The organism is Microbulbifer rhizosphaerae (genome assembly GCF_014191725.1).
Lineage (GTDB): Bacteria > Pseudomonadota > Gammaproteobacteria > Pseudomonadales > Cellvibrionaceae > Microbulbifer > Microbulbifer rhizosphaerae.
In genome coordinates this window covers 138,595-158,291 of record NZ_JACHWZ010000001.1, presented here as the reverse complement: position 1 = coordinate 158,291, position 19,697 = coordinate 138,595, and the positions used below count along the sequence as shown (strand labels likewise).

Here is a 19,697-nt window from a genome sequence, read left to right as displayed (position 1 = left end):
AGGTTCTTGTGTACCAGCTCATATCCACGGCGCCGCAGCCGGCACTTATCCGCACCTGCGGATGATGTGGCGTGCGGCGGAGTTCTGTCCTCTTCGCCTGTAAGCAGGCTCCTGAGGGGCACCATGCAGGGCCTTCCTGCAGGGGAATGCCGTTCACCAAATTGTAATAATTTCGTCACGTTTTTCTGCGATAAACCGGCGGCCAAAAACACAGGAGGTCGCCGATGGGGAGTTCGATCAGGCGCGGGGGTATCGCGCTGCTGTTCTGCCAGCTGCTGCTGGCAAATCCGCTGATCGCGGAAACACAAACACTGTTTCGACTCACCGGCTCCAACACCATCGGCGCCGAACTGGCCCCCTTGCTGGTAAAAGGTTATCTGCAACACCTCGGCGCGGAAAACATCCGACAACGCAGCGAGGGCGAGCGCCACTGGATCAGTGCACAACTCAAAGGCCGCGCTGTGGAAGTGCCCGTCGTGGCTCTCGGCTCCAGCACCGGCTTCAAAGCGCTGAACAGCGACAGTGCCGATATCGGCATGGCCTCCCGCAGAATCAAGCAGAGTGAGGTGGAGATGCTGGCGCGTTTCGGCGACCTGGCCGGCGCCGGGGCGGAGCACGTGATCGGCCTGGACGCGCTGGTGGTGGCGGTCCATCCCGACAACCCGGTATCCCAGCTGAGCATCGCACAGTTGCGCAAAATCTACCGGGGTGAAATCCGCAACTGGCGCGAACTGGGCGGCGCCGACCTGCCTGTCCGCCCCCTGCACCGGGACACCGAGTCCGGCACCCGGGCCACTTTCGATGAAGAGGTTTTTGGCGGCAGCCACCCCGCCGCAGGGGTGTACGAAGTGTCCGGCAACGCGGAGACCCACCAGATAGTCCTGCAACAGGCCGGCGCCATCGGCTACCTGCCCTACGCCGATGCCGGAGACGTCAAAAAGCTGGCCATCAAGGCCGGCAAGTTGGCGGCGGTGGTGCCGGACCCGGGCATTATCGCCACCGAGGATTTCCCCCTCACCCGCCGGCTCTACCTGTACAAGAATCCCAGCCGGCACAGGCCCCGGGTCGACGACTTCCTGCACTTCACCGAATCGCCGGCGGGGCAACGCCTTGTGGCCGAATCGGGGTTTATCGATCTCACGCCGGTCGCACTGAAAATTCCCCCCTACCCCAACGCCCCCAACGCCTACCGCGAGTTGATGGCCTCCGGCGAGCGCCTGAGCATCTCATTCCGCTTCGCCGACAGCAGCTCGGAGCTGGACAGCCGAGCGCTCAAGGACCTGCGGCGACTGCAGACGTTTATGGAAGAGCACGCCAACCGCGAACTGAGCCTGACCCTCGTCGGCTTCTCCGACCAGAAGGCCAACAGCACTATCGCCGATATCATCTCGCGTTTTCGCGCCCTCAAGGTGCAGGGCGCGCTGCTGCGCGAACACCAGTTTGGCGACAGCCGGGTACTGGCCCTCGGCGCCTTCGCCCCCCTTACCGCGGACAGCCAGCGGGCACCGGTGAAGAACAGCCGCGTGGAGGTATGGATAAACTGACTCGGCTATGCTTGTGGTCGGCTTACCGGGTGACCGCCACAAGGAAGAACCTATGACCCTAGGGGCAAATCAACTGCCGGACCGGATACTGCGCCTGCTTCCGGCCACAACCCTGTTGTTGCTACTGGCCAGCTGTTCCAGCGTGCAGCTCGCCTATAACCATATGGACCGCTGGATACGCTGGCAGCTGGACGATTATGTCGACCTCAAGGGCACCCAGAAGCAGCAGTTGGCGGCGGCACTCGACAGCTTCCACCGCTGGCATCGGCAGACCCAACTCCCCGACTACGCCAACTACCTGGAACAGCTGGCCGACCGGGTACAGCAGAGCCAGTTCACTTCGGCCGAACTGCAAACCGTGGAAAAGCAGGTGCGCGTTTTCTGGGACACCGCCAGCACCCAGTTCTACGACCTCCTGCTGCCATTGGCCGCGACACTGGACAGCGGCCAGATCGATGAGTTGGAGGAGAATCTGCAGGAAAAGCGCGAGGAATCGCTGGAGAAATGGCGCTCACCGGAAAAAATACAGCGCCGCCGGCTGAAACAGATACGCAAACACAGCCGACGCTGGCTCGGCAAACTCAGCGGCGAACAGGAAGCCCTGATCGCCGAATGGGTCGCGCAGGCGGCATACAACCCGCTGCTGCGCGACCAGCAGCGCCAGCTGTGGCAGGCCCGCGTTATCGAACTCCTGCGCCGCAAGCCCGAGGGCTACCTGCAACAGCTGCGCGACCTCATCGTAAATCCCCAGCAACTCTGGTCCGAGGAGTACCGCCGGATGCAGGACCAGCGCCACCGGCAAATCCGCTCCCTGAGCGAACGCATACTCGCCACCATCACCCCCGAGCAGCGCCTGCACCTGGAGGCCGCACTGCGCAGCCACGCCGGGGATTTTCGCAGCCTCTCCCACGAATAGGATGCAAGAGCTCCCGCGAAACTGCTAAGCTCGCCGCTTCCATTCACCGGCCAAACCAAACGAGGAAACCCCGTGCGTATCGACTCCGCCAGAAGCGACCAGTTGCAAGAGTGGGAAAGTGAACTGAGCGCGCAGTACCAGCGTATCTGCCAACACGAATTGAGCCTGGACCTGACCCGCGGAAAACCCTCCGCGGACCAGTTGCACCTGTCGGACGGGCTGGACGGGATTCTCAACGGAGACTACCGCGCCGCCGACGGCACCGATACGCGCAACTACGGCGGCCTCGAGGGCCTGCAGTGCGCCCGCGAACTGGGCGCGGATATCCTGCAGGTCCCCACCGAAGAAGTGATGGCCGCCGGCAACAGCTCCCTCACCCTGATGTACCACGCGGTGCTCACCGGCTACCTGTTCGGCTTTGCCGGCAATACCCCCTGGCGGGAGATGAAGTCGCCCAAGTTCCTCTGCCCGGTGCCCGGCTACGACCGCCACTTCTCCATCTGCGAACAGCTGGGCATCGGCATGGTGAATGTCCCCATGACCGCCACGGGCCCGGATATGGACGCGGTGGAAGAGCAGATCCGCGGGGACTCCGAAATCATCGGCATCTGGTGCGTGCCCAAATTCTCCAACCCCACCGGGGTTACCTACGACAAGGAGACCGTGGACCGCCTGGCGCAGTTGGGCCAGTTCGCCAACCCCGGCTTCCGCATCTTCTGGGACAACGCCTACGCGATTCACGACCTGGAGCATCAGGTCAATCTGCCCGGTATTCGCGAGGCCACCCACGAGAACGACACCGGCGACTCGGTGCTGCAGTTCGCCTCCACTTCCAAGGTGACCCATGCCGGTGCCGGCCTCGCCTTTGTCAGCGCCAGCGAAGCCAACCTGGCCTCGCTGAAAAAGCAGATGCAGGCCATGACCATCGGCCCGGACAAGGTGAACCAACTGCGCCACTCGCGCTTTTTCGGCGAGTTCACCCTACTCCGGGAGCATATGCAGAAGCACGCGCAGATACTCAACCCGAAATTCGAATGTGTGCAGAGCCAGTTGGAAAAGGCCTTTGCGGATACGGACCTGGGCACCTGGGAAGAACCCAAAGGTGGCTATTTCGTTTCTTTCAATACCCGCCCCGGCTGCGCCGCGGCGGTGATCCAACTGGCTGCGGATGCCGGTGTCAAACTCACCCCCGCCGGCGCCACCTTCCCCTACGGCAAAGACCCCGAGGACCGCAATATCCGCATCGCTCCCAGCTTCCCCCCCCTGGAGGAACTGGATACCGCCATGTCGGTGTTTGTGCTCTGCGTGAAGCTGGCCAGTGTGCGCAAGCAGTTGGGGATGCTTTAGGGCTGGAGAACTTTACCCTGTAGGAGCGGCGGGGCGGCCATCCGCCGTTGGCCGCAATTGGTCTCGGAATTTTCCCGTCACCGATCGCGGCCAACGGCCGCTCCTACAACGTGCTTTCGTCATTCCCGGCGTAGGCCGGAACCCCGGCGCCACTGACTGGATACCGGCCTGCGCCGGTATGACGAGTTAACCTTGATATTCAGCCGTCGAGATAGCGCCTGGCGAATTTCGGATCCACCTGCTCCAGGTCCACCACCACCAGTCCGTCCACCGAATCACAGAAATCCGGGTCCACATTGAAGGCGTGAAAGCTGGTGCCGCCGGGCCGGGTGACCGAGGCATACTTCTTGAAGAGCGGCGGCAACATCACCCCCTCTTCCTTCAGGATTTTTTTCAGCTGCGCCATATCCTCGCCGGCATCGCCACTCAGTACCGGCAAATCCTCCCGCGCCTCCGCAAAAGGCAGGCGCGCGTCCCCCAGCGGCTCATCGGTAGCGAAGTGGTGCAGAAAATAACGCACTATCGCCGACTTGGCGCGCACGGAAAAATTTCCCGGCATGGACACGGGGCCGAACAGATAGCGCACTCCATAGCGCCCCACCCAGCGGCCGATACCGGACCACAGCAGGTCCAGGCCGCGGCCGCGCCAGTACTCCGGAAGCAGGAAGCTGCGCCCCAGTTCCGCGGAGCCGGGCAGGCACTGCCGCGGCGGGCGCGGGTAGTTGAACAGGGTACTGCTGTAGATCTGCTCCGATTCCAGGCGGTCGGTTTTCGCCAGGCGATAGGCGCCGGCGATCTGTTTCTTTTCCCGGTCCCACAACAGCAGATGGTCGTAGTGGGCGTCGAAGGCATCCCAGTCGCGGCTGTGGCCGGTGCCCTCGCCCACCGCGCGGAAGGCGATTTCGCGAATGCGCGACAACTCGCGCATCACCGGGCAGTCCGGCCGCTGGCGGTAGAGCTTGACCGCAAAATCACTCTGCTCGATCAGGGTGTCGCAGCTGTCCATCACCTGCGCCACCTCTTCCCCAGGCTCCGCGGGGGCAATGATTTTCGGGCCCAGCGGGCGCGGGGATTTGTGCAGCCGGTGTACATACCGGCGCCACAGGTTGGCCTGGGCGCGGGGTGTCAGCGGCCAGTCGCGAAAGTGCTCCGCCGCCACCGCACTGCCGATGCGGATATCGATGCCCCGGCTGGTCTGCTTGAACATCTCGCGCACCAGCCACAGGGTCGACAATGGCTTGTTGACCATGGAGAGGCCGTAGAACCACAGGGAATTGCGCCCGCGCACCTGCACCGGCAGTATCGGCGCGCCGGTTTTCTCCGCGAAGCGCGCAAAGCCCGGGTTCCAGCGTCCGTCACGCACGCCCTGGGGCGTGAGCCGGGATACCTCGCCGGCGGGAAAAACGATGATGACTCCACCGCTGTTCAAGTGCTGGTAGATCCCCTCCACATCCGAGCGTCGGGTGCGCCCGTTGAAGTTGTCTACCGGTAGCAGGTAGGAGCGCAGTGGTTCAATATTCCACAGTAGTTGGCTGGCCACTGCTTTCACATCTTTGCGTACCCGCGCCACCATATCGATCAGCGCCAGGCCGTCGAGACTGCCCAGCGGGTGGTTGGAAACGATCACCAAAGGGCCGGTAGTGGGAATCCGCTCCAGCTCAGAGGGGTTTATGTCGTAACGGAAATTGAAGTAGGCGAACACCTGGCGGATAAAATCCAACCCACCCAGATGCGGGTAGCAGCGACTGAAGGTCCGGATCTGCTCCTCGCAGCAGATTTTCTTCAGCGCCGCAGAGGCCAGCCGGCGCGAAGGCTTCTGCGGTGCAGCGCTGTACCAGGGATTTTTCTGCAACAGGTTTTCAAGTTGAATCATGCCGCCACCGCCTCCGTCATGATGTGCGCCAGTTTGGGCGCTCGGTGCCAGTGCAGCAGTTCCAGGCAGCCGTCGGGCTGCTCCACCACGGCGGTCATGGAATCCACCCAGTCGCCGCAGTTGGCGTAAGTGATTTCCTGTCCCCCGGCGCCGCTGTGGCGGATGCCGGCGCGGTGGATGTGCCCGCAAATCACCCCGTCCAGGCCGCGGCGGCCGGTCTCGCGAATGGCGACTTCCTCGAAGCTGTGCATCATGCGCTTCGCCGCCTGCACGCGATTCTTCACATGGTTGGCCAGGGACCACCAGGGCTTGTCGAAGCGCCCGCGCCAGTAGTTGATCCAGCGGTTCAGGCGCAGCATCAGGTAGTAGCTGTGGTCGCCGATGTGGTAGCTGATGGGATTGATATTGATCTGGTGCTCGAACTGGTCGCCGTGGGTGACCCAGTAGCGTTTGCCGTCCCTCGCGGTGTGCACCCAATCGCGCTCCACGCGGATATTGCCCAGGCGCTTGCCCGCCCAGCTGCGCATAGGCGCATCGTGGTTGCCGGGAATATAGATAACTTCAGGCGTCCGACTGGAGAGTTCAGACAGCATGCCCAGCAACAGGGAGGAGGCCTGGCACCAGCTGCCGCGGCCCTGGGACAGGGCTTTCATATCGAAGATATCGCCGACCAGGTAGACGGTGTCGGCGCGGTTCTGGGCCAGGAAATCCGCCAGCCGTTGCGGCTCGCTGTCCCGGCTGCCCAGGTGCACGTCGGAGATCCAGAGTGCGCGATAGCGGTTGCTCATAGCAAAGTCCCAACTTTCGATTGGGGTAACTTTGCAGGGCTTTTCTTACAAAAAAGCGACGGTCAGTTGAAGCTTGTATTGCAGGGAACGCCCGGCCTCTGGTGGCCGGACGGAGCGCTACTCGGTATCGCCGGGATGGCGCATGGGGGCGGGAAACGGGAACTGGGTGACCTTGTCGCCCTTGGCCTCGACGATCTTGCCCACGCCTTCCTTTTCCACCTCGTCGATACGCACGATACTGTGCATGGGGATATAGGAGCGGGTCACCGAGGCGAATTCGCTCTTGAGCTTCTCCTCGCTGGGGTCGACCACCAGTTGAGCCTTCTCGCCAAAGACAAACTCCTCCACCTCGATAAAGCCGTACATATCGCTCTGGTAGATGGCCCGGGCGTAGAGCTCGTACACCTGGTTCTGGTTGTGAAAGATGACTTTGTAGATAGGATTCGCCATATGCGTCTCAAAAAGATCCTGGCCAGGGAAATAGTAGTGTTAACAGGCCCCTCCGGGTCGGAGCTCCGCTCGAAAAAGCGGGCAAGGATAACAGCCCCAAATATAGCCGTCTATGCAGTCCGGGACGGTATCGCTATAATGCCCCACCATTTTGACTGAACAGTTTTTGACCAGGCGCGATATGTCCGAAACCACGCCCCAAACAAGGGTGAAAAAGCTCTATATCAAGACCCACGGCTGCCAGATGAACGAGTACGATTCGTCGCGCATGCGCGACCTGCTCGGAGAGTCCCACGCCATGGTGCCCACCGACGATCCGGAAGACGCGGACGTACTGCTGGTCAACACCTGTTCCATCCGCGAAAAGGCCCAGGAAAAACTGTTCCACCAACTGGGCCGCTGGAAGCACCTGAAGGAGAAGAATCCCGACCTGATCATCGGTGTGGGCGGCTGCGTGGCCAGCCAGGAGGGCGAGGCCATCGCCAAGCGCGCGCCCCACGTGGACCTGATCTTCGGCCCCCAGACCCTGCACCGGCTGCCGGAGATGATGCAGACCAGAGCACAGAAGAACGGCGCCGTAGTGGTGGACGTCAGCTTCCCGGAAATCGAGAAATTCGACCGCCTGCCACAGCCGGAGGCGGACGGCGCCACCGCTTTTGTTTCGATTATGGAGGGTTGCTCCAAGTACTGCACCTTCTGCGTGGTGCCCTACACCCGCGGTGAGGAAGTGAGCCGTCCGGTGGGGGACGTGCTGGAAGAAGTGGCGCACCTGGCGGACCAGGGGGTGCGCGAGGTGAACCTGCTGGGGCAGAATGTGAACGCCTATCGCGGCTATCGTGGTGAAGGGGGCAGCGACGGCCAGATCGTCGATTTCGCCGAACTGATCACTTATGTGGCAGCGATCGACGGCATCGACCGCATCCGTTATACCACCTCCCACCCTGTGGAGTTCTCCGACGCGCTGATCGATGTCTACGCCGAAGTGCCGGAGCTGGTGAACCACCTGCACCTGCCGGTGCAGAGCGGCTCCGACCGCATCCTGATGGCGATGAAGCGCGGCCACACAGCGCTGGAGTACAAATCCAAGCTCCGCAGGCTGAAGAAAATCCGCCCGGACATCTCCCTGTCTTCGGACTTTATCATCGGCTTTCCCGGCGAGACCGAGCGCGACTTCGAGGCCACCATGAACCTGATCCAGGAGGTGGGTTTCGATACGTCCTTCAGCTTCATCTACTCGCCGCGCCCGGGCACCCCGGCGGCGGATCTGCCGGACGACACTCCCGCGGAGGTCAAGAAGCAGCGCCTGCAACTGCTGCAGAACCGCCTCAACCAGCAGGCCGCGGCCATTTCGCGGCGCATGGTGGGGAATACCGAGGGGGTACTGGTCACCGGCGTATCACGCAAGGACCCGGGGCAATTGCAGGGGCGCACCGAGAACAACCGGGTGGTCAACTTTCGCGCCGGCGACCTGGGGCTGATCGGCAGGTTCGCGGATGTGCTGATCGAGGAGGCACTGCCCAACTCGCTGCGCGGGGTCCTGGTGGCCTCGGAATTGGACGGTTCACTCTGACTTACCCCCAGATCTCCCCCTGTAGGAGCGGCCGTTGGCCGCGATCGATATCTGGTGTATCCGCAAAGTCAGATCGCGACCAACGGCTGCTCCCGACCGGACCGCTCCCGACCGGACCGCTCCCGACCGGACCGCTCCCGGCCGGACCGCTCCCGGCCGGACCGCTCCCGGCCGGACCGCTCCCGGCCGGACCGCTCCTACAATTACTGTAATACCTCAACGGTATAAGAGTTCAGACTGCTTAGAATCTATTCGTCACACTCTCCCCTTTCCCATACTGGGAAAATGGGTATACCCTAGCAATGAATCCCTTAAACAAAGGTGCCGGAAACCAATTTGGAAACTCATACCCTTGCTCACAGTATCACTCTTGAGCCCAACGACGCCCGCCGCCTGGCCAGCCTCTGTGGCCAATTCGATCAACACCTGCGCCAGATTGAACAGCGATTGGATATTGAGATCCGCAATCGCGGCAATCAGTTTGCCTTTTACGGGGAGCCCGACTCCGCCCGCGCCGCCGGCGAACTGCTCAGTTCTCTGTATCGGGAAACCGGCGACCGCGACCACCTGACACCGAACGAAGTCCACCTCGCCCTGCAGGAGTCCGGCGTCGAGGAGTTGCTGGAGAAGCCGGCGAGCGAGGGCGCGGAAACGGAACAGGTGGTGCTGATCCGCACCAAGAAATGCTCCGTGCGCCCGCGCGGTCTCAACCAGCGCAAGTATGTCCGCGCGGTGCAGAACAACGACATCAACTTCGGCGTGGGCCCAGCGGGTACCGGCAAGACCTATCTGGCAGTGGCCTGCGCGGTAGAGGCCCTGCTGAAGGACCAGGTGGAACGCATCCTGCTGGTGCGGCCGGCGGTAGAGGCCGGCGAAAAACTCGGCTTCCTCCCCGGCGACCTGAGCCAGAAGGTGGACCCCTACCTGCGCCCACTGTACGACGCCCTCTACGAGATGCTCGGTTTCGAGACCGTGGGCAAACTGATCGAGCGCAATGTGATCGAGGTGGCACCGCTGGCCTATATGCGCGGGCGCACCCTGAACAACGCCTTCGTGATTCTCGACGAGAGCCAGAACACCACCCGGGAGCAGATGAAGATGTTCCTGACCCGCATCGGTTTCGGCTCCACCGCGGTCATCACCGGCGACCCCAGCCAGATCGACCTGCCTCGCGGCCAGGCCTCCGGCCTGCGCCACGCCATCGAGGTACTGGGCAAGGTGAACGGCATCAGCTTCACCCATTTCGGTGCCAAGGACGTGGTCCGCCACCCGCTGGTACAGCGCATCGTCGAGGCCTACGATACCTACGAAGCGGCCCGCGACGCCCTGGCCGGCAAACCAGACGAAGACGCAGCCTAGCGCATGGATCTTCGACTCGACGTGCAGCGGCCCAGCCGCTGCTCCGGCCTTCCCAGCGATGAACAGATAGCGGCTTGGGCGCGCGCCGCGATCGGCGATGCGCGCGAATCCGCGGAACTCAGTGTGCGCATCGTCGACGAGGACGAAAGCCTCGCGCTCAACAGGCGCTATCGCGGCAAAGGCAAGCCCACCAACGTCCTGTCCTTCCCCGCCGATCTTCCCGAAGAGCTGGGCTTGCCCCTGCTCGGCGACCTGGTTATCTGCGCCCCGGTGGTCGCCCGGGAGGCGGACCAGCAGCATAAAGAACCCCCTGCGCACTGGGCACACATGGTGGTCCATGGCACACTGCACCTTCTGGGCTACGACCATATCGAGGACGCGGACGCGGAAATCATGGAAGGCCTGGAAACCCGGTTGCTGGAGGGATTGGGATTCCCCGACCCCTATACGGCAAAAGAATTGGACGAACACGAGTAACCCGGAGCATGGCCACATCCATGACCACAGACGAACCCCCAAGTAGTCGCTCTTCCGGCAAATCCCGATCGGGGGAGAAAAACTGGCTGGAAAAGCTTCTCGGCGCTTTTTCCGCAGAGCCCAAATCCCGAGACGAGTTGCTGGATATCATCAAGGATGCCGCGGAAAACCAACTGGTGGACGCGGAGGCCCTGTCCATCATCGAGGGCGCGCTGGACGTATCCAGCCAGCAGGTGCGGGAAATCATGATCCCCCGCTCACAGATGGTGGTGGTCAGCCTGCAGGACAAGCCCGAGGAGTTCCTGCCCAAAATCATCGAATCCGGCCACTCCCGCTTCCCGGTAATCGGTGAAAGCGTGGACGATATCCGCGGTATCCTGCTGGCCAAGGACCTGCTGCCGCTGGTACTGAAAGGCGTGAAGGAATTCCAGCTCGAGGACATCATCCGCCCGGCCAATATCATTCCCGAGAGCAAGCGCCTGAATATCCTGCTGCGCGAATTCCGCGAGAACCGCTACCATATGGCGGTAGTGATCGACGAGTACGGCGGCGTCTCCGGCGTGGTCACCATCGAGGATATCCTCGAGGAAATCGTCGGCGAGATCGAGGACGAAACCGACGAGGAGGAAGCGGACAGCTTTATCCGCAAGGTGGGCGACAACGATTTTATCGTCAAGGCCCTCACCCCCATCGAGGATTTCAACCACTATTTCGACTGCGAACTCAGCGACGAGGAGTTCGACACCGTCGGCGGCCTGGTCATGCAGTCCTTCGGCCACCTGCCAGGGCGCGACGAAGTCACCCGGCTGGGGAATTTCACCTTCCGCGTGCTCTATGCAGACAACCGGCAGGTGCACCTGCTGCGGGTGAGCCGAATGATGAATGCGGAATGAGGAATGCGGAATGGCGTGGGATGGATAAGCGCAGCGCACCTAGCGACAATCGGAATCAAGCCTGCACCAAAAATTGGAGCCAATCCGGGGACTGAATGAGTAAACATTCCGCATTCCGCATTCCGCATTCCGCATTGGCGGCCGCCGCCGGCGCCCTGCTAACCCTCTCCCTGGCTCCTTTCGGCTGGTGGATCTGCGGCCTGCTGTCCCTCTCGCTGCTGGCCTGGCTGAACCTGCGCGCCGCCGGCGAAGGCCGGCAGCTCGGTGGAGGCCGCAGCCTGTGGCTGGCACTCTGCTACGGCCTGGGCCTGTTCGCCAGTGGCGGCTCCTGGGTGTATGTCTCCATCACCCAGTTCGGCGGCTCCTCGGTGCCCCTGGGCCTGCTGCTCACCGGCACCTTTGTGACCATTATGGCACTGCTGCTGGCACTGCCGTTTTACTTCCTCGGTCGGTTTACCGACAACAAAAGCAGCTTCGCCCTCGCCTTCGCCGCCCTTTGGTTTGTCAGCGAGTGGCTGCGCAGCTGGATCTTTACCGGCTTCCCCTGGTTGTTTGCCGGCTACGCCCATATCGGTACCTGGCTGTCCGGCTGGGCGCCGGTGATAAGCGTCTATGGTATCGGCCTGCTGCTGGCATTCACCGCGGCGGTGATCGCCCTTGCCGCCAGCGGGCGCCTGGCGCCGCTGCTGACCCCGCAAAACAGGCGCGCGCACATCGCCCTGCTGCTGGCAGCGGCCCTCCCCTGGCCACTGGGCGCACTGCTGTCGCAGGTGGAGTGGACGGCACAGGAGGGGAAGGAAATCTCCGTGGGCCTGGTGCAGGCCAATATTCCCCAGGAGAAAAAGTGGTTGCCGGAGTTCCGCGGCGAAACCATCAGCCGCTACCAGGACGGCACCCGGGTTCTGAGCGAACGCGGCGTCGACGTGATCATCTGGCCCGAGGCGGCGCTGCCGCTGTTCTACCGCCAGGCGCCCAACCTGATGCAGGCACTGCAGCGCAACGCGGAAAATAGCGGCATCGACCTGATCAGCGGGGTACTCTACGACAGTGATGACAACGGCCTGCGCATAATACACAACTCGGCAGCGGTATTCGGCCGCAGCCCGCAGGTATATCACAAGCGCCACCTGGTTCCCTTCGGCGAATATGTACCGCTGGAGGAATGGATTCGCGGCACCATCGAATTCTTCGACCTGCCCACCTCCTTCATTCGCCCGGGGGATGAAGGCCAGCAACCGCTGCACGCCGGCGGCGCCAGCTGGGCCCCGCTGATCTGCTATGAAATCGTCTACCCGCAGGTAGTGGCGGACAGCGCCCTCTCCACCCAGGTACTGCTGACCATCAGCAACGACGCCTGGTTCGGCGACTCTATCGGTCCGTTGCAACATATGCAGATGGCGCAGATGCGCGCGTTGGAAACGGGCCGCTATCTGGTGCGCGGCACCAACACCGGCGTGACCGCCATCGTGGACCCCCGCGGGCAGATCATCGACAGGCTGCCGCAGTTCGAGCGGGCCGAACTGGTCGGCCGTATCCGCGCGGTGAGCGGCAGCACGCCGTTTATGCTCGCGGGCGTCTGGGGCGTCTTCGCACTGGCGCTGCCGATGCTTGTTTCCGCGCAGCTGTTGCGGCGCAGAAACACCTCGCAGGCGGATACGCCGCTGGTTGGCGAGGCATCGGACTGAGCCGGTAGTACCCACAGGACGCTAGTACGGCATATAAATTTGCCACTTCCCAGTCCACTTTCACCTAAACTGCGCATAAGCCGTATCACAGCGTCGGCGCCCTCTACCGTTTCGCGCCGACCGCCGATACGCCAAGCCTCTAATCAAATGCCGGCACGGATGCCTTCCCTATGCATTGTTTAATCAGCGGCGGCACTGGCCTGATCGGCCGTCTGTTTTGCCAGTATTGGCTCGCCCGCGGCGATACGATCACCGTGCTCAGCCGGCGGCCGGAACAGGTGCGCGACCTCTGCGGCGAGACGGCCGTGGGCTGCCGCAGTCTCACCGAAGTCCACACACCGGTCGATATCGTGGTGAATCTGGCGGGCGAACCCATCTCGCGCCGCTGGAACAGCAGGCGCCGCGTAGAGATTCGCCGCTCCCGCCTCGAAAGCACCGAAAACCTGGTGGAATGGACCCTCTCCCGGGAACAGCGGCCCTCTTATTTCCTCTCCGGCTCCGCGGTGGGCTACTACGGCGACCGCGGCGGCGACCTGCTTCGGGAAAGCAGCGGTCCCGGGGGCGGCTTCGCTGCGCAGCTGTGCCGCGACTGGGAGGCCGCCACCCTGCCCCTGCAGCGAGCCGGTATCTGCGTGGGCATCATGCGCACCGCCATAGTCCTTTCCACTCGCGGCGGCGCGCTGACGCAGATGCTGCCGGCCTTTCGCCTCGGGCTGGGCGGCCCGCTGAGTTCCGGCGAACACTGGATGAGCTGGATTCACGAGGAAGATATCGTGGGGCTGATGCTGCACGTCATCGACCACCGGCTGTGTCAGCCATTCAACGCCTGCGCCCCCGAAGCGGTGACCAACAACAGCTTCGCCCGCCTGCTGGCCAAGCAATTGCATCGCCCCAGCCTGGTGCGCACACCCGCGTGGACGCTGAAATTGATGTTCGGGGAAATGGCCGAGGAACTGCTGCTGGCCAGCCAGAGAATGGAGCCACGCACCGCCCTGGAAAGCGGCTACACCTTTCGCTTTCCCACCCTGGAACAGGCGCTGGAAGACCTGCTTTCCAGAGGACAGAAGACAGAAGTCAGGGGACAGATGCGTTAATTCGAAGGCCCGGAAAATGAGCACGTCGCTGCGCTCCTTGGACTCGCGCCATCCATGGCGTCGCCCGCTACGCGGGACCAGGCATCTCCAGACTGGATACCGGCCTGCGCCGGTTGACGAGTCAACGGCGCTTGATTCCGCTACGCGGCCTCTATCGGGCGGCTGAGGGCCTGGGCGAGGTAGCGGCGACCCGACTCCCCCACCACCTGCTCGGCGCGGCACTCCATGGGCGCGGTCCCCACCCACTGGGCGTGCCAGCGGTACCATTGGTGCTCGTCGCCCTCTTCACGCAGCTCGACGAAATCCACTTGGGCGGGATCGAGGTTGAACTCGCGCACAATCTGCCCGGCAAAAGTCTCGAAGTTCTTGCTGACCTGGGCCGCCCTGTCCGTGCCGCTGCACAGAAACATCAGTTGACGGTTGTCCTGCTGACCTTGCCTGAAACCCAGCCACACCGGGCGGTTGAGACGATTGTGCAATTGGATTGGGGAAAAAGACGAAGGGATGCCCGTCATCTCGAAAGTACCTCTCTCATTGTTGTCCACAGCCGTCACTCCACTTCTACAGTTGCCGGCAGTCCGATCAATCGACTGTGAGCCTACCGCCCGGACTTTGCCGGTAACGCGCTTTCAACGATCCTGTATTCGGTGTCGGGTTGACTGCTTAAGAGCTGTCATCGCCCCAAAGGTTCCTCAACAGGAGATTCTCACCGGCGGCAGGGCCGTCCAGTGGTACCACCGACGCGCCAGCCATTCCCGCCAGTACACCTGGGTGCGCAGCAGCGCCGGGGCGCTGGGCAACCAGCGCAGCAGTCCGCTCTGCGCCCGGGGCAGCAGTTCGGCCGAAGTGCCCACCGGCAGGGGCTGCACCTGCAGGCCGGAGCGGGCAAACACCTCCGCGGCGCGGGGCATATGCCACCAGTGGGTCACCAGCACCACACTTTCCACACCGGAATCGTGCAGCAGCGCCGCACTGTTGACCGCATTCTCTGCGGTTGTTCGACTGCAATTCTCGCGCCAAGTCACCGGGCGTTGAAACAGCTCCTGTATCACCCCGGCCATCAGTTCGGCCTCCGGGGCCCGCTCCCCCTCGTATACCCGCCCGCCGGAAACCATCAGCGGCAGCTGCGGGGGAGACATTTCCATGGCCCAGATCACCCGCTCCAGGCTGGTGGCAGAAAGGCGCTCGTTACCGGAATTCTCATCCCGGTAACGGCCACCGCCCAGAATCACCACCGCCTGGGGCACCGCCTCCGGCGCCGCCGATATCCTGTCCAGCCGCTCCCCGAGCCAGAAGGAGAAGGCCGGCGTTGCGCAAACCCACAGGACGGCAAAGGAGAGAATAGCAAGAGGCAGTGACAATTTGGCGAAAGGCGAAGTGGCGGGGAAAAACCACAAGACAAAGGCCAGCAACAGGCCCAGCAAAGGGAGGAACGGCGGCATCACCAGAGCGGCCAGAGTGGTGTGCACTTCCACTCCTATTCGTCCAGGCCGCCTTCGATCTGCCGGAAGCAGCCGTAGCCGCAGCGATGGCAGGGAGTTATCTGGCTGTTCTCCGGCGGCATGGCGCGGTAGCCACAGCCCAGGCACTGCAGCTCTTCACCCGCGCCGACCCGCTCCCCGGCCAGGGCCCAGGGCTGGCCCCGCCGGATACAGCGCACCAAGTTGGGCCAGGCGGTCTCGGTAGGGTCGGCGGCATCCAGCAGCCAGTCGCCGGTGCGCTCTTCCAAGGTCCGAATTTCACCGCCCAACCCGCGCATATAGTCTCCGGCACGGTGCAGATCATCTTTCAACCAGGCGCGCAGGAAGGCCACCTTATTCGCGGTGAGATCTTCCACCGCCAGTTCGTCCTCTATCAGGTTCTCCAGGTCCCGGCGCAGTTCTTCTGTCAGGTCCTCGTCTTCCGGCGGCAGCTTCGGTTCCTTCGTCACGGCATCCCTCCTATAATTCGGCGCTTCGGCATCGTAAACGATGTTGCGCCTACAGAGTAGGTTGAATATTTCCCCTCAAATTTCGATCACAGAGTATAGGTCCCCAATCGATGGAAGAGCAGTACAACCCCTCCGCAGTCGAAGCGTCCGCCCAGCAGTTCTGGGAGGAGCAGAAGAGCTTTGAAGTGACGGAGGACCCCAGCAGGGAGAAGTTCTACTGTCTTTCCATGTTCCCCTACCCCAGCGGCAAGCTGCACATGGGCCATGTGCGCAATTACACCATCACCGACGTGATCTCCCGCTACCAGCGCATGCAGGGCAAGAATGTACTGCACCCCATGGGCTGGGACGCCTTCGGCCTGCCGGCGGAGAACGCGGCCATCCAGAACAAGACGGCGCCGGCTGTGTGGACCTACGCCAATATCAATTACATGAAAGGCCAGTTGAAGGCGCTGGGCTTCGGCTTCGACTGGTCCCGGGAGCTGGCCACCTGCCAGCCGTCCTACTACCGCTGGGAACAGTGGTTTTTCACCCGCCTCTATGAAAAGGGCCTCGTCTACAAGAAGAACTCGGCGGTGAACTGGTGCCCCCACGACCAGACAGTACTGGCCAACGAGCAGGTGGAAGACAGCTGCTGCTGGCGCTGCGGCACCACCGTGGAGCGCCGTGAACTGGCGCAGTGGTTCATCAAGATCACCGACTACGCGGAAGAATTGCTCGCCGACCTGGACAAGCTGCCCCACTGGCCGGAACAGGTGCGCACCATGCAGCGCAACTGGATCGGCAAGAGCAAGGGGGTAGAGCTGAGCTTCGCGCTGCCGCGGACCATTGCCGGCGTCGACCACTTCGATGTCTACACCACCCGCCCTGACACCCTGATGGGCGTCACCTACGTCTCCCTCGCCGCCGAGCACCCCATCGCCCTGGCGCTGGCGGATGACAACGCCGCACTGAAAGAATTTATCGCCGAGTGCAAGAAGCAGTCCCTTTCCGAGGCCGATATGGCCACCATGGAGAAGAAGGGGATGGACACCGGTATCAAAGCCATCCACCCGATCACCGGCGAGGAGGTTCCGGTGTGGATCGCCAACTATGTGCTGATGGACTACGGCTCCGGCGCAGTGATGGCGGTGCCGGCCCACGACCAACGGGACTGGGAATTCGCACACAAATACCACCTGCCGATCAAACAGGTGGTGGAGCCTGCGGATGGCGAAGCCATCGACCTGGAAAAGGAAGCCTTCGCGGAGAAAGGCCGGCTGGTGAATTCCGGTCCAGGTTTTGAACAGTTCGACGGACTCGATTTCAGTGCCGCCTTCGACGCCATCGCCGAGGCCCTGAAGGCCGCGGGCAAGGGCCGCGTTACCACCAACTACCGGCTGCGCGACTGGGGCGTATCCCGCCAGCGCTACTGGGGTGCCCCCATCCCCATATTCAACCTGGCCGATGGCGGCGAGATCCCGGTACCGGCTGATAAGCTGCCGATACTGCTGCCTGAGGACGTGGAACTGGACGGTGTCCAGTCGCCGATCAAGGCAGACCCGGCGTGGCGCAAAGACGAGTTGAACGGCGAGCCGGTGGAGCGCGAGACCGACACCTTCGACACCTTTATGGAATCCAGTTGGTACTACGCCCGCTACACCTGCCCGGATTTCGACCAGGGAATGCTGGACCCGGAGCGCGCCAACTACTGGCTGCCGGTGGACCAGTACGTGGGCGGCATCGAACACGCCATCCTCCATCTGCTCTACGCGCGCTTCTTCCACAAGCTGATGCGCGACGAGGGCCTGGTGAACAGCGACGAACCCTTCGAGCGGCTGCTGTGCCAGGGCATGGTGCTGGCGGAATCCTTTTACCGGGAGACCGATGGCCACAAGACCTGGATCGCCCCCACCGACGTGGAAGTAACCCGGGACGACAAGGGCAAGCCGGTCAAGGCGGTGCAGCGTTCCACCGGTGAGGAAGTGATTCCCGGCGGCGTGGTGAAGATGTCCAAGTCGAAGAACAACGGCATAGATCCCCACGCCACAGTGGAGCAATACGGCGCGGACACCGTGCGCCTGTTCACCATGTTCGCCGCGCCGCCGGAACAGACCCTGGAGTGGCACGATGCCGGCGTGGAGGGCGCCAGCCGTTTCCTGCGCAAACTGTGGAAGACAGTGCACAGCCACCGCGCTGCCGGCGGCAGCAATGCAAACATCGACACCGATGCGCTCAACGAACAACAACAGCAACTGCGCCGCAAGACCCACGAGACCATCCAGAAAGTCAGCGATGACTACGGTCGCCGACAGACCTTCAACACCGCTGTGGCCGCGGTGATGGAACTGCTCAACGAAGTGGGCAAACTGGCCGAGCGCGAAAGCGTTCAGGGCCTGGCGGTGGAACGGGAAGCACTGCAGGCCGCTGTACTGCTGCTCGCCCCCGTGACCCCGCATATCTGCCACAGCCTGTGGCAGGCGCTGGGCAACAGCACACCGCTGGTGGACGCGCAGTGGCCACTGGTGGACGAAAACGCGCTGGTGCGCTCCAGCATCACCCTGGTGGTGCAGGTGAACGGCAAGGTGCGCGCGAAGTTTGAAGCCCCGGCCGACGCGGACAAGGAAACCCTGGAGAAGCTGGCGCTGTCCAACGACAACGTACAGAAATTTATCGGCGACGCCACGGTTCGCAAAGTCATCGTCGTGCCGGGTAAGCTGGTCAACATTGTTGCGAAATAATGTGACCGCGCGCCGCCGGGGAAACCGCACACTTCGGGGGATCGGGCAGTGAAAAATCGATTGGCAATCCTGGTGGCCGGCCTGCTGGCCACCGTTCAGGTACAGGCTGCGGAACTGGACAAGGAACTCGTCGGCGACTGGTTGAGCCTGTGCAAAAAGGCCTCGGGCAATTACCTGCAGGTCACCAGCAGTTTCACCGCCGACGGCGATTACACAGCCAAAACGGTTTTTTACACCGATGCCGAGTGCAAGCGGACCATGGGGATGGAAGTCATCTCCAGTGGCAAATACCGGCTCGGTGAGTCAGTATCCGCGGAGGGCGGCGAATCGGCGCGGCAAATCGACATCGATGTGCACGAATTACGCAGTGGCGACATGCAGTTGCCTGGCGGCAAACAGAAAATCCTGCAGATCATCACCATTATCGACGGCAAGCTGATCTTCGGCGATGCGCCTGGAATACAGGCAGTCACCAAAGGCGAGCGGCCGCAGAAACTCAATCACACTTTCTATTCGCGAAAACAATGAAACAAAACTTCAGCCGCATCCTGGTCCTGCTCACCCTCATCGCCACCGCCAGCTGTGGCTGGCACCTGCGCGGCGCGCCAAAGAACTTCCCGCCGGGCAGCCAGCTGTACATCTTCGCAGAGGACCCGCGCAGCGATATCGCCGAGGAACTGACCCGCCTGCTGCAAAACGGCGGCCTGCCCATGGCGGAAACCCCCGAGGAAGCCGACTACGTACTGACCATTCACAAGGAAATAGAGCGCAAGCGCACCGTGGCGGTGGACGCCAGAGGCCGCGCCTCGGAGTACGAACTGATCACCAGCGCCATCTACAGCGTGCGCGACAGCAGCGGCCGCGTCCTGCTGAACCACGCAGAGGCAGACGTCTACCGCACCCTGGAGTGGGACGACAACGAAGTGGTGAGCAAGGGCGAGGAGGAGATCCTGCTGCGCGAGGAAATGCGCCGCGAACTGATCGGCCGCATTATCGACCGGCTGCGCCGCATCGACGTCAATGCACCGGCGGAAGACAAGAGCTACTGATC

General features: G+C 62.6%; 18 protein-coding genes. 12 read left to right on the top strand and 6 right to left on the bottom strand.

The genetic code is table 11. The annotated features are described in order from the left end of the window. Window positions 1-224: 224 nt before the first annotated feature. From FHS09_RS00550 to FHS09_RS00540, 3 genes are all read left to right on the top strand, one after another. Complete coding sequence (locus FHS09_RS00550; protein ID WP_183455606.1) at window positions 225-1,544, top strand: phosphate ABC transporter substrate-binding protein; 1,320 nt, start codon at window positions 225-227, stop codon at window positions 1,542-1,544. Between the two features lie 52 nt (window positions 1,545-1,596). Continuing rightward, window positions 1,597-2,460 (top strand): DUF6279 family lipoprotein, encoded by an 864-nt coding sequence (locus FHS09_RS00545; protein ID WP_183455604.1) that lies wholly within the window; start codon window positions 1,597-1,599, stop codon window positions 2,458-2,460. A gap of 72 nt (window positions 2,461-2,532) precedes the next feature. Further along, window positions 2,533-3,807, top strand: a complete 1,275-nt coding sequence (locus tag FHS09_RS00540; protein WP_183455602.1) for an aspartate aminotransferase type Ic — start codon at window positions 2,533-2,535, stop codon at window positions 3,805-3,807. 199 nt (window positions 3,808-4,006) lie between these two features. Here the strand turns inward: FHS09_RS00540 and olsF are convergent, their stop codons facing one another. The 3 genes from olsF to FHS09_RS00525 form a co-directional block, all read right to left on the bottom strand. Further along, window positions 4,007-5,680 (bottom strand): bifunctional ornithine lipid synthase OlsF, encoded by a 1,674-nt coding sequence (olsF, locus tag FHS09_RS00535; RefSeq protein ID WP_183455600.1) that lies wholly within the window; start codon window positions 5,678-5,680, stop codon window positions 4,007-4,009. Further along, window positions 5,677-6,468 carry a UDP-2,3-diacylglucosamine diphosphatase gene (locus FHS09_RS00530; protein ID WP_183455598.1) on the bottom strand — a complete coding sequence of 264 codons (792 nt, stop codon included), beginning with the start codon at window positions 6,466-6,468 and terminating at the stop codon, window positions 5,677-5,679. The genes olsF and FHS09_RS00530 overlap by 4 nt, the downstream gene beginning before the upstream one ends. 117 nt (window positions 6,469-6,585) lie before the next feature. Further along, window positions 6,586-6,918: a DUF1820 family protein gene (locus FHS09_RS00525; RefSeq protein ID WP_183455596.1), complete on the bottom strand. Its 333-nt coding sequence runs from the start codon at window positions 6,916-6,918 to the stop codon at window positions 6,586-6,588. Between the two features lie 181 nt (window positions 6,919-7,099). Here FHS09_RS00525 and miaB point away from each other — a divergent pair, with 181 nt between their 5' ends. From miaB to FHS09_RS00495, 6 genes are all read left to right on the top strand, one after another. Continuing rightward, complete coding sequence (gene miaB / locus FHS09_RS00520) at window positions 7,100-8,488, top strand: tRNA (N6-isopentenyl adenosine(37)-C2)-methylthiotransferase MiaB (RefSeq protein WP_183455594.1); 1,389 nt, start codon at window positions 7,100-7,102, stop codon at window positions 8,486-8,488. 336 nt (window positions 8,489-8,824) lie between these two features. Then, window positions 8,825-9,847, top strand: coding sequence for a PhoH family protein (locus FHS09_RS00515; RefSeq protein WP_221191710.1), 1,023 nt, complete (start codon window positions 8,825-8,827; stop codon window positions 9,845-9,847). Window positions 9,848-9,850: 3 nt separating this feature from the next. Continuing rightward, on the top strand, window positions 9,851-10,324 hold the full coding sequence (gene ybeY / locus FHS09_RS00510; RefSeq protein WP_183455590.1) for an rRNA maturation RNase YbeY: 474 nt from the start codon (window positions 9,851-9,853) through the stop codon (window positions 10,322-10,324). 20 nt (window positions 10,325-10,344) lie between these two features. After that, the gene (locus FHS09_RS00505; protein WP_221191709.1) at window positions 10,345-11,217 is read left to right on the top strand and encodes a CorC family transporter; all 873 of its coding nucleotides are present in this window, start codon (window positions 10,345-10,347) and stop codon (window positions 11,215-11,217) included. A gap of 95 nt (window positions 11,218-11,312) precedes the next feature. Continuing rightward, entirely contained in the window at window positions 11,313-12,902 is a 1,590-nt protein-coding gene (gene lnt, locus FHS09_RS00500; RefSeq protein ID WP_183455588.1) for an apolipoprotein N-acyltransferase, read from the top strand. 170 nt (window positions 12,903-13,072) lie between these two features. Then, window positions 13,073-13,996: a TIGR01777 family oxidoreductase gene (locus FHS09_RS00495; protein WP_183455586.1), complete on the top strand. Its 924-nt coding sequence runs from the start codon at window positions 13,073-13,075 to the stop codon at window positions 13,994-13,996. A gap of 140 nt (window positions 13,997-14,136) precedes the next feature. Here FHS09_RS00495 and FHS09_RS00490 read toward each other — a convergent pair whose 3' ends face one another. The 3 genes from FHS09_RS00490 to FHS09_RS00480 form a co-directional block, all read right to left on the bottom strand. Further along, entirely contained in the window at window positions 14,137-14,541 is a 405-nt protein-coding gene (locus tag FHS09_RS00490; RefSeq protein ID WP_343057361.1) for a hypothetical protein, read from the bottom strand. Window positions 14,542-14,688: 147 nt separating this feature from the next. Next, window positions 14,689-15,465 carry a YdcF family protein gene (locus FHS09_RS00485; protein WP_343057360.1) on the bottom strand — a complete coding sequence of 259 codons (777 nt, stop codon included), beginning with the start codon at window positions 15,463-15,465 and terminating at the stop codon, window positions 14,689-14,691. Between the two features lie 8 nt (window positions 15,466-15,473). After that, on the bottom strand, window positions 15,474-15,926 hold the full coding sequence (locus FHS09_RS00480; RefSeq protein WP_183455585.1) for a zinc ribbon-containing protein: 453 nt from the start codon (window positions 15,924-15,926) through the stop codon (window positions 15,474-15,476). A 110-nt stretch (window positions 15,927-16,036) separates the two neighbouring features. On the opposite strand from FHS09_RS00480, the gene leuS reads away from it, so the two are divergent. The 3 genes from leuS to FHS09_RS00465 are packed head-to-tail and all read left to right on the top strand — an operon-like array spanning window position 16,037 to window position 19,695. Continuing rightward, window positions 16,037-18,646 carry a leucine--tRNA ligase gene (leuS, locus tag FHS09_RS00475; protein ID WP_183455583.1) on the top strand — a complete coding sequence of 870 codons (2,610 nt, stop codon included), beginning with the start codon at window positions 16,037-16,039 and terminating at the stop codon, window positions 18,644-18,646. A 48-nt stretch (window positions 18,647-18,694) separates the two neighbouring features. Next, window positions 18,695-19,174: a hypothetical protein gene (locus FHS09_RS00470; protein ID WP_183455581.1), complete on the top strand. Its 480-nt coding sequence runs from the start codon at window positions 18,695-18,697 to the stop codon at window positions 19,172-19,174. Continuing rightward, window positions 19,171-19,695 carry an LPS-assembly lipoprotein LptE gene (locus FHS09_RS00465; RefSeq protein WP_183455580.1) on the top strand — a complete coding sequence of 175 codons (525 nt, stop codon included), beginning with the start codon at window positions 19,171-19,173 and terminating at the stop codon, window positions 19,693-19,695. The genes FHS09_RS00470 and FHS09_RS00465 overlap by 4 nt, the downstream gene beginning before the upstream one ends. The last annotated feature ends 2 nt before the right edge of the window (window positions 19,696-19,697 follow it).